Source organism: Pseudomonas marginalis, assembly GCF_001645105.1.
GTDB classification, from domain to species: domain Bacteria; phylum Pseudomonadota; class Gammaproteobacteria; order Pseudomonadales; family Pseudomonadaceae; genus Aquipseudomonas; species Aquipseudomonas petroselini.
In genome coordinates, this window is sequence record NZ_LKEG01000027.1 from 89,215 (window position 1) to 98,419 (window position 9,205).

At 63.3% G+C, this 9,205-nt stretch carries 11 protein-coding genes; 2 read left to right on the forward strand and 9 right to left on the reverse strand.

The window, feature by feature from the left end; all coding sequences use genetic code 11:
- Window positions 1–4: 4 nt before the first annotated feature.
- The 9 genes from ccmI to ccmA all read right to left on the reverse strand — a co-directional run bounded on the left by ccmI (window position 5) and on the right by ccmA (window position 6,947).
- Window positions 5–1,192 (reverse strand): c-type cytochrome biogenesis protein CcmI, encoded by a 1,188-nt coding sequence (ccmI, locus tag AO064_RS07650; RefSeq protein ID WP_064052910.1) that lies wholly within the window; start codon window positions 1,190–1,192, stop codon window positions 5–7.
- Window positions 1,185–1,658 (reverse strand): cytochrome c-type biogenesis protein, encoded by a 474-nt coding sequence (locus AO064_RS07655; RefSeq protein WP_064052911.1) that lies wholly within the window; start codon window positions 1,656–1,658, stop codon window positions 1,185–1,187. The genes ccmI and AO064_RS07655 overlap by 8 nt, the downstream gene beginning before the upstream one ends.
- Window positions 1,655–2,191 carry a DsbE family thiol:disulfide interchange protein gene (locus AO064_RS07660; RefSeq protein WP_046035737.1) on the reverse strand — a complete coding sequence of 179 codons (537 nt, stop codon included), beginning with the start codon at window positions 2,189–2,191 and terminating at the stop codon, window positions 1,655–1,657. The genes AO064_RS07655 and AO064_RS07660 overlap by 4 nt, the downstream gene beginning before the upstream one ends.
- Complete coding sequence (locus AO064_RS07665; protein ID WP_064052912.1) at window positions 2,188–4,176, reverse strand: heme lyase CcmF/NrfE family subunit; 1,989 nt, start codon at window positions 4,174–4,176, stop codon at window positions 2,188–2,190. The genes AO064_RS07660 and AO064_RS07665 overlap by 4 nt, the downstream gene beginning before the upstream one ends.
- Before the next feature lie 3 nt (window positions 4,177–4,179).
- On the reverse strand, window positions 4,180–4,635 hold the full coding sequence (gene ccmE / locus AO064_RS07670) for a cytochrome c maturation protein CcmE (protein WP_012723035.1): 456 nt from the start codon (window positions 4,633–4,635) through the stop codon (window positions 4,180–4,182).
- Window positions 4,632–4,808 carry a heme exporter protein CcmD gene (gene ccmD / locus AO064_RS07675; RefSeq protein ID WP_003172771.1) on the reverse strand — a complete coding sequence of 59 codons (177 nt, stop codon included), beginning with the start codon at window positions 4,806–4,808 and terminating at the stop codon, window positions 4,632–4,634. Before ccmD ends, ccmE begins: the two co-directional genes overlap by 4 nt.
- Window positions 4,805–5,560, reverse strand: coding sequence for a heme ABC transporter permease (locus AO064_RS07680; RefSeq protein ID WP_012723034.1), 756 nt, complete (start codon window positions 5,558–5,560; stop codon window positions 4,805–4,807). The genes ccmD and AO064_RS07680 overlap by 4 nt, the downstream gene beginning before the upstream one ends.
- 86 nt (window positions 5,561–5,646) lie before the next feature.
- Window positions 5,647–6,315, reverse strand: a complete 669-nt coding sequence (gene ccmB / locus AO064_RS07685; protein ID WP_012723033.1) for a heme exporter protein CcmB — start codon at window positions 6,313–6,315, stop codon at window positions 5,647–5,649.
- Window positions 6,312–6,947, reverse strand: coding sequence for a cytochrome c biogenesis heme-transporting ATPase CcmA (gene ccmA, locus AO064_RS07690; protein ID WP_064052913.1), 636 nt, complete (start codon window positions 6,945–6,947; stop codon window positions 6,312–6,314). Before ccmA ends, ccmB begins: the two co-directional genes overlap by 4 nt.
- Window positions 6,948–7,147: 200 nt before the next feature.
- Here ccmA and fliK point away from each other — a divergent pair, with 200 nt between their 5' ends.
- Together fliK and AO064_RS07700 are read left to right on the forward strand one after the other, a co-directional pair.
- Window positions 7,148–8,725 carry a flagellar hook-length control protein FliK gene (gene fliK / locus AO064_RS07695; RefSeq protein WP_064052914.1) on the forward strand — a complete coding sequence of 526 codons (1,578 nt, stop codon included), beginning with the start codon at window positions 7,148–7,150 and terminating at the stop codon, window positions 8,723–8,725.
- Window positions 8,722–9,051, forward strand: coding sequence for an EscU/YscU/HrcU family type III secretion system export apparatus switch protein (locus tag AO064_RS07700; RefSeq protein WP_046035741.1), 330 nt, complete (start codon window positions 8,722–8,724; stop codon window positions 9,049–9,051). Before fliK ends, AO064_RS07700 begins: the two co-directional genes overlap by 4 nt.
- Window positions 9,052–9,205 lie beyond the last annotated feature (154 nt).

Genomic DNA, 9,205 nt, shown 5'->3' on the forward strand with positions numbered 1-9,205 from the left:
CGAGTTACTTGTCCGGACTGTCGATGGTCAGCTGCTGCAAGGCAGTGGTGGTGCTGGCCAGGGGTTGGCTGCGGCCGATCCATTCGCCAGTGGTCGGTTGACCGGCCCGGGATATGCGCGCAACCAGTTGGACTTCAGGGAAGTTGGACAGTTTCAACTGCGGCATCATCGCGTCGGCGTCGCCGAGTTCGACGGTGATGGGCAGCTCGGCGACGGTGACGCGCTTGGCGGCCAGCGGTGCCGGCGGGCCTTTCACGGCACGGGCGAAGATAAATACGCTGTCGGTGGGCAGGGCCTTGGCTTTCACGTCGGCGGACAGGTCCACGCGGACGTTCATCACGGTTTTTTGAGGAGCAACGGTGCCGCCACTCTCTTTGAGCTTCTCGGCAGCGCGATCAATGCCACCTTGCAGCGCTGCGCGGGAGTTGTCTTGCGGCGGCAGCTGGGCCAACAGACGATTCCAGTAGTCGATAGCCTCTTGATAACGCTGGCCTTCAAAGGCAGCGATACCCAACAGGCCGAGGCTGGTGACTTCCTTCGGATCGAGCTTCAACGCCTCGTCGGTGAGCGCCTGCACCTTGGGCGACCACTGTTTGTTGTCAGCAAAATACTGCGCCTGGGCCCACTGGCCGAGCAGTTCCGGCTGGCGCCCGGCCAGCGCCACGGTGCGTTCGAACACCTTGGCGGCATCGGCGGAACGGTCCTGGGCCATGTAGGCGCGACCGAGGAAGTACAGGCCTTCCGGCGAGTCCGGTTGGGCAGCGGCGGCGCGTTCCAGGCGGTGGGTCATATCTTCCATGGACACCGGCGGCTGGGAGAATTCGCGGGTCAGTTCAACCTTGTCGCTGGCCCCGTAATGCAGGTACAACGCAACCCCCAGGACCGGCACCAAGAACGCCGCCAGAAATGGCAGTGGCTTGCCCAGGCGCGATTCACGGGGTTTTCCCACGCCTTCCGTGTCAGCCAACAATTCACGCGCCGCTTCGGCGCGGCCGGTGTCGAGTTGCGCGGCATTCAGTACGCCTTCGTCCTGCTGCACTTGCAGCTCGGCCACGCGTTCTTGGTAGAGCGCCACGTTCAGCGCGGTGCGATCCTCTTCACGCTGGGCGCGGCGGCCGCGCAGGACAGGGATCAACAGGAAACTCAGGGCAATCAGAAGCAGCAAGCCGGCTGCGAGCCAGAAATCAATCATCAGTCTTGGTGTCCAGCAATTGGTCGAGGCGTTTGCGCTCTTCGGGGGACAGCGCGTCGGAACCATCGGTCGGCGCAGCACGGCGACGGCGCACGATCACCGCCATCACCACCACGCCCGCCAGCAGCAGCCCGGCAGGGCCGAACCACAGCAGCGCGGTCTTACCGGTGAGGGCCGGTTTGTAGCGCACGAAATCACCGTAGCGGTCGACCATGAAGTCGATGATCTGCTGGTTGTCCTTGCCCTCCCCCAGCATGCGGAAGATCTCTTTGCGCAGGTCGGCGGCGATGGGTGCGTTGGAGTCGGCGATGTCCTGGTTCTGGCACTTGGGGCAGCGCAGTTCCTTGGTCAGTTCGCGGAAACGCTCGCGGTCCCCGTCCTTCGCGAATTCATAGGTGTCGATGGCGGCGTGGGCCACGCCGACCAGTCCAAGCGCCAGCAACGCAGCGGCTAACAGACGCTTCATGGCTTGGCCTCATCGACCAGTGCCTGGTATTTGGCGGCCAGTTGCTCGCGCCACACCACTTCGTCGATCACGCCGACGTACTTGTCGCGGATCACACCCTTGGCGTCGATGAAGAAGGTTTCCGGGGCGCCGTAGACGCCCAGGTTCAGACCGAGGTTGCCGTCTTCATCGCGGATATCCAGTTGGTACGGGTTGTGAAACTCCGCCAGCCATTTCAAGGCGGCCGCATTGTCGTCCTTGTAGTTGATGCCGTAGATCACCACGCCCTTCTCGGCCAGCGTGTTCAGCACCGGGTGCTCGACGCGGCAGGAAATGCACCAGGTGCCCCACACGTTGACCAGTGCCGGTTTGCCCAGCAGGTCGGCCTGGGTCAGGGTCTTGTCGCCCTGCACCGTTGGCAGGCTGAACGCCGGGAACGGCTTGCCGATCATGGCCGACGGCAGCTCGGCCGGGTCCAGATAAAGGCCGCGATACAGGAACACCGCCACCACCAGAAACATCGCCAGCGGTACGACCATCAACCAACGCTTCATACCGCCGCTCCTTGCAGACCGATGGCTTCACGCACCCGGCTCTTGACCTTGACCCGATACCGTCGGTCCAGCGCGGCCAGCAAACCACCAAAGCCGGTAAGCAAGCCGCCGAACCAGATCCAGCGCACAAACGGTTTCACATGCACCCGCACCGCCCAGGCACCCTCGCCCAACGGTTCACCCAGCGCCACATACAGGTCACGGGTGAAACCGGCGTCGATGCCGGCTTCGGTCATCATCGAACTCTGCACGGTGTACAGGCGTTTTTCCGGGTGCAGCACGGCGATTTCCTTGCCATTGCGCACGACACGCACGGTGCCTTTGTCTGACGTAAAGTTCGGCCCTTCGAAGTGCTTGGCACCTTCGAAGATGAAGTGGTAACCGGCCAGGTCCATGGACTCGCCCGGCGCCAGGCGCAGGTCGCGTTCGGCGCTGTTCTGGCTGGACAGCACCACACCCAGGGCGCACACGGCGATGCCAATGTGGGCGATCTGCATGCCCCAGTAGCTGCGGGTCAGGGTCGGGAGGCCTTTGACCAGGCCTTTGTGACGGGTCTTGTCGAAGATGTCGCGCACGCCGGCCAGCAACACCCAGGCGGCGAGCAGGAAGGTCGCGAGTACCGCCCAGTTGAAGTCGCCATAGGCAAACCCGGCGATCACCGCCAAGGCCACGCTGCCGAGCAGCACCGGCATCAGCATGCCGGCGAGCCATTTCACCGGGGTGTCTTTCCAGCGCACCAGCATGCCCACCGCCATCACCACCATCAGCAGGCCCATCAACGGGATAAACAACGCGTTGAAATACGGCGGGCCGACGGACAGCTTGGCGCCGCTCAAGGCGTCCAGCACCAATGGGTACAGGGTGCCGAGCAGGATCATCGAAGCGGCCACCACCAGCACCAGGTTATTGCCCAGCAACAGGGTTTCCCGCGACCACAGGTTGAAGCCGACCTGGCTCTTGACCACTGGCGCGCGCAACGCAAACAACGTCAGGGAGCCGCCGACCACAAACAGCAAGAAGATCAGGATGAACACGCCGCGCTCCGGGTCGGACGCGAACGCATGCACCGAGGTCAGCACGCCCGAACGCACGAGGAATGTGCCGAGCAGGCTGAGGGAAAATGCCGCGATGGCCAGCAGCACGGTCCAGCTCTTGAACACACCGCGCTTTTCGGTGACCGCCAACGAGTGAATCAGCGCAGTGCCGACCAGCCAAGGCATGAACGAGGCGTTTTCCACCGGGTCCCAGAACCACCAGCCGCCCCAGCCGAGTTCGTAGTAGGCCCACCAGGAGCCGAGGGTGATACCAATCCCGAGGAAGGCCCAGGCGACGATGGTCCACGGCCGCGACCAGCGCGCCCAGGCGGCATCAAGGCGCCCGCCGAGCAAGGCGGCGATGGCGAAGGCGAAGGCCACGGAGAAACCGACATAGCCCATGTAGAGCATCGGCGGGTGCACGATCAGGCCGATGTCCTGCAGCAGCGGGTTGAGGTCGTGCCCGTCCACCGGGATCTGCGGCAGGATGCGGGTGAACGGGTTGGAGGTCATGATCAGGAACAGCAGGAAGCCGATGCTGATCATGCCCATCACTGCCAATACGCGGGCCAGCATCACTTGCGGCAGCTGGCGCGAGAACACCGACACCGCGAAGGTCCAGCCGCCGAGGATCAACGCCCACAGCAGCAACGAACCTTCGTGGGCGCCCCACACAGCGCTGAACTTGTAGTACCAAGGCAACGCGCTGTTGGAGTTATTCGCCACATAGGCGACGGAAAAGTCGTCGGTCATGAAGGCGTAGGTCAGGCAACCGAACGCGAACGCCAGGAAGGCACATTGGCCCCAGGCGGCCGGCTGCGCCAGGCTCATCCACAGGCGGTCGCCGCGCCAGGCACCGAGCAACGGCACCACGGCCTGAACGATGGCAAAGCACAGGGCGAGGATCATCGCCAACTGGCCCAGCTCTGGAATAAACAGTGCGGACGTCATGGCTTAGCCCTCCTTGGCAGGCGTTGGCGCGGATTGGCCGCTGTCTTTCAGGGCCTTGGTCACTTCCGGTGGCATGTACTTTTCATCGTGCTTGGCCAGCACTTCGTCGGCCACCACCACGCCGTCGGCGTTGAGCTTGCCCAGGGCGACGATGCCCTGGCCTTCGCGGAACAGGTCCGGGAGGATGCCGCGATAAGTAATGGTCACGGCTTTGTTGAAGTCGGTGACGACGAAGGTCACGTCGAGGGAGTCGCCGGAGCGTTTGAGCGAGCCCTTCTCCACCATGCCGCCGGCACGGATGCGCGTGTCGATCGGCGCTTCGCCATTCGCGATCTGCGTGGGCGTGTAAAACAGGTTGATGTTCTGCTGCAAGGCGCTCAAGGCCAGGCCGACGGCAATGCCGACGCCCACCAGAATCGCAAGGATGATCAACAGACGCTTTCTACGCAGCGGATTCACTTTTCGGTCTCCCGGCGCAGACGTCGCGCCTCTTGTTGCAGGTAACGCTTGCGGGCCAGGATCGGCGCGGCGACGTTGAGGGCCAGCACCGCCAGGCAGATGCCATAGGCCGTCCACACATACAGGCCGTGGTGGCCCATGGCGAGAAAATCACTGAAAGAAGCAAAACTCATCCGCGCGCTCCCAGGCTGTTTTGCACTTCGGCCTTGACCCAGCTGGTGCGGGCTTCACGCTTGAGCACTTCGAGGCGCATGCGCAGCAGCAACACGGCACCGAAGAAACAGTAGAAACCCAGCACCATCAGCAGCAGCGGCGCCCACATTTCCACGGGCATCGCCGGTTTTTCAGTGAGGGTGAAGGTGGCGCCCTGGTGCAGGGTGTTCCACCACTCTACCGAGTATTTGATGATCGGGATGTTGATGACGCCGACGATAGCCAACACCGCGCAGGCCTTGGCGGCACTGTCACGGTTGCTGATCGCGTTGCCCAGGGCAATCAGACCGAAGTACAGGAACAGCAGGATCAACATGGACGTCAGTCGTGCATCCCACACCCACCACGAGCCCCAGGTCGGCTTGCCCCAGATCGCGCCGGTGACCAGCGCCACGGCGGTCATCCACGCACCGATGGGCGCAGCGCATTGCAGGGCCACATCGGCGAGTTTCATCTTCCACACCAGGCCGACGATGCCGCACACCGCCAGCATCACGTAGCAGGACTGCGCCAGCATCGCGGTAGGAACATGGATGTAAATGATGCGAAAACTGTTGCCTTGCTGGTAGTCCGGCGGCGCGAAGGCCAGGCCCCAGACCAGGCCGATGCCGATCAGCAACACGGCGGCGACGCTCAACCACGGCAGCAGTTTGCCACTGATGCCATAGAACCATTTGGGCGAGCCGAGCTTGTGAAACCAGGTCCAGTTCATTGCTGTTTCCATCACGGTTGCTTCTTGTCGTTGCAAGAAGCGTAGGGTCTTTACTGACTAAAACATAACGTCTTGGTCAGACCTCATTATTCGCCGACGCTGATCTTCAGGCCGGCCGCTATAGCAAAGGGTGTCAGGGTTACCGCCAGGGCGGTCAGGCTACCCAGCCACAAGAGGTAACCGGTCGCCGGCATGCCCATGAGCGCGGCTTGCAAGGCGCCGCTGCCCAGGATCAACACCGGGATGTACAACGGCAGAATCAGCAGGGCCAGCAATAGGCCGCCGCGCTTCAAACCCACGGTCAACGCCGCGCCCACCGCGCCCAACAGGCTGAGGGTTGGCGTGCCGAGCAACAAAGACAGGAGCAACACCGGCAGGCACTCGGTGGGCAACCCTAGCATCATCGCCAGCAACGGTGAGAGCAGCACCAGCGCCAGGCCGGAAAAAGCCCAGTGTGCCAGCACCTTGGCCAGTACCAGAAGTGGCAAAGGGTGCGGCGAAAGGACCCACTGTTCGAGGGAACCGTCTTCGAAATCACTGCGAAACAGCCCGTCCAGCGAGAGCAGCACTGATAAAAGCGCCGCCACCCACACCAGTCCTGGGGACAAGGTTTGCAACAGTTTAGTCTCTGGGCCCACCGCCAACGGGAACAGCGCGATCACAATCGCGAAGAACACCAGCGGGTTGGCCAATTCGGCCGGACGACGGCACAACAACCGTGCTTCGCGGGCGACCAGCAGGGCAAACACGCTCATGCTGACCACCGCCCCAGGTCCAGATCACGGTAACCGATGGGCCTGCGATTGAGCGTGTGATGGGTGGTGAGGACAACCAGGCCACCCTGTTCGCAATGCTGGGCCAGGTGTTCTTCCAATTGGGCGACGCCTTGCTTGTCGAGGGCGGTGAAGGGTTCGTCGAGGATCCACAGCGGCGGGCCCGGCAGGTACAGACGCGCCAGGGCCACGCGGCGCTGTTGGCCGGCGGACAGGGTATGGCAGGGTACGTCTTCAAATCCCTTGAGGCCGACAGCGGCCAGGGCCTGCCAGATGGCCTCGCGGGAAGCGGGATGATGCAGGGCGCTGAGCCAGCTGAGGTTTTCTTCAGCGGTGAGCACGTCCTTGATGCCGGCGGCGTGGCCGATCCAGACCAGGTTGCGCGCCAGTTCAGTGCGTTGTGCGTTGAGGGGCTTGCCGTTTAACCGAACTTCACCCGCCGTCGGCTGCATCAAGCCGGCCAGCAGGCGCAGCAAACTGGTCTTGCCGCTACCGTTGGGGCCGCTGACCTGCACCATGTCGCCGCCGGCCAGGCGCAGTTCGAGGTGCTCGAACAGCAGGCGCAGGTCGCGTTCACAGGCAAGCGCTATGGCTTCAAGAAGAGGGCTGGTCAAAAGATCGCGGGCCTTTACGGTTCAAGTCGGCGGTGCAGCGGCCGTTAAAGAGAAATGCACAATAACGGCTTTGGCGACCGATTTTAGAGAGCTGGATCAAATAGTTGTGAGGTTTTTAGCGCTCTCTTTGCAGACGGGCGGCATTATACATGTGATGCCCTACTCTAAAGAGGGCAATTTCCCCAGAGACGACGCGCGCGATGACCGGTGAGATCAACCTTCCTACGCTTCCACCCGCCCCGGCGGCCGGGCCCGGCCCTGCGCCTGCAACCGGCGAGTTGCTGAAACTGCTGGAGCCGCAGATCGGCCTGATCGACCCTGGGAAAACCGCGAGCGCCGAAGTCATCGCCCTTAAACAAGGCGGTGAAGCCTTCCAGTTGCTGCTCAAACTGACCCTTGAAGGCGGCCGCCAGACCCTGGTACAGGCGACCAGCCCCCAGCCGCTGCCGTTGGGCAGCAATGTGGCAGTGAGCCAGACGTCTACTGGCAACCTGACCCTCAGCCTGCAGCAGGCCTTGAGCGCCAATGTCGCCGCCCTCACCCGTATCGACACCAACCAGATGCCGGTGGGCACGCTGTTGCAGGCCAAGGTGCTGACCACCCAGATGCTGCCCCAGGGCACGGCGCAACCGGCGATCTACCGCTCGCTGGTCACCGTGCTCAACAACGCCCTGGCGGGCGCGACCCTGACTGTGGAAAGCCCGCAACCCCTGCGCGTCGGCAGCTTGCTCAGCGCCGTGGTGCAGAACGCACAGACCCTGAGTTTTGTGCCGCTGAGCGGGCTCAAGGATCAATTGGCCGTCACCCAGCAATTGTCGACCCAGCAAAGCCGCCAAGGCTCGCTGGATGCGGTGTTCACTGCGCTGCAGAACCTGCCCCGTGGCGACAGCACCTCCGCCGACCTGCGCGCCGCCGCCGACCGTCTGTTGGCCGCTTTGCCGGACTTGGCGCAAGTGAGCAATCCCAAGGTACTGGCGCAAGTCATCCAGAACAGCGGCGCGTTTCTTGAAGCCAAACTGCTTGCCGGGCAAAACCCACAGATCCCACCGCTGGACATGAAAGGCGCGCTGCTGCGCCTGGTCGCCGACTTACTGCCCGCCCTGCCCGCCAGCACCAATATGAATGCCATCCTCGCCGCCAACACCCTGGCCCAGGTGCTGCCCAACTTCGTGCGCAGCCCCCTGAACACCCTCGGCCAGGTCAGCGCCCGGCAGATACCCGCCGGTTTCCCGTTGCCCGAGCGGTTGATGGCGAAACTGGAAGGCGAAGGTGACCTGGAAAACCTGCTGCGCCTGGCCGCCGGGGCGATCTCACGGTTGCAGAGCCATCAGCTGTCGAGCCTGGAGCAGACCGGCACCACCGCCGACGGCCGCCTGCAAAGCACCTGGCAGTTGGAAATCCCGATGCGCACGTTGCAAGACATCGTGCCGCTGCAAGTCAAGTTCCAGCGCGAGGAACCGCCGCCGGATAAGGACCAGCCCGAACGCAAGGACAAGAAGGACGCCAAGCAGATGCTCTGGCGCGTCGAACTGGCCTTCGACATGGAGCCGCTGGGGCCGTTGCAGGTCCAGGCGCAACTGACGCAGGGCAGACTGTCCAGCCAGCTGTGGGCGACGCGGCCGTTTACCGCCAGCCTGATCGAAAGCCACCTGGGCGCCCTGCGCGAGCGCCTGGTGACGTCGGGCCTTAACGTCGGCGACCTCGACTGCCACCTCGGCACCCCGCCACGCGGGCCAAAAACCGGATTGGAGCAACGCTGGGTGGATGAGACCGCATGAAGAACGCCAACCCACCGCGCCAGGCGATTGCCCTCAAGTACGACGGCCAGCAGGCGCCCACCCTGACGGCCAAGGGCGACGATGCCCTGGCCGAAGCCATCCTGAAGCTGGCGCGGGAAAATGAAGTGCCCATCTATGAAAACGCCGAGCTGGTGAAGCTGCTGGCGCGGATGGAACTGGGGGACAGCATTCCGGAAGAGTTGTACCGCACAATTGCCGAGATCATTGCGTTTGCATGGACGCTGAAGGGCAAGTTTCCGGTGGGGTATGACCCGGATGCAGGGCCGGTGGAGCGCGACATCACCGAGCGCGGCGACGATTACTGAGGCCTATGAAGATCTCAATGTGGGAGGGGGCAAGCCCTAATGCCAGTCGGCTGAGGGTGAGCACCGTACCCGTGGCGAGGGAGCTTGCTCCCGCTGGGTCGCGAAGCGGCCCCAGCTCTTTGTTTCAAAAGACTGGGACTGCTGCGCAGTCCAG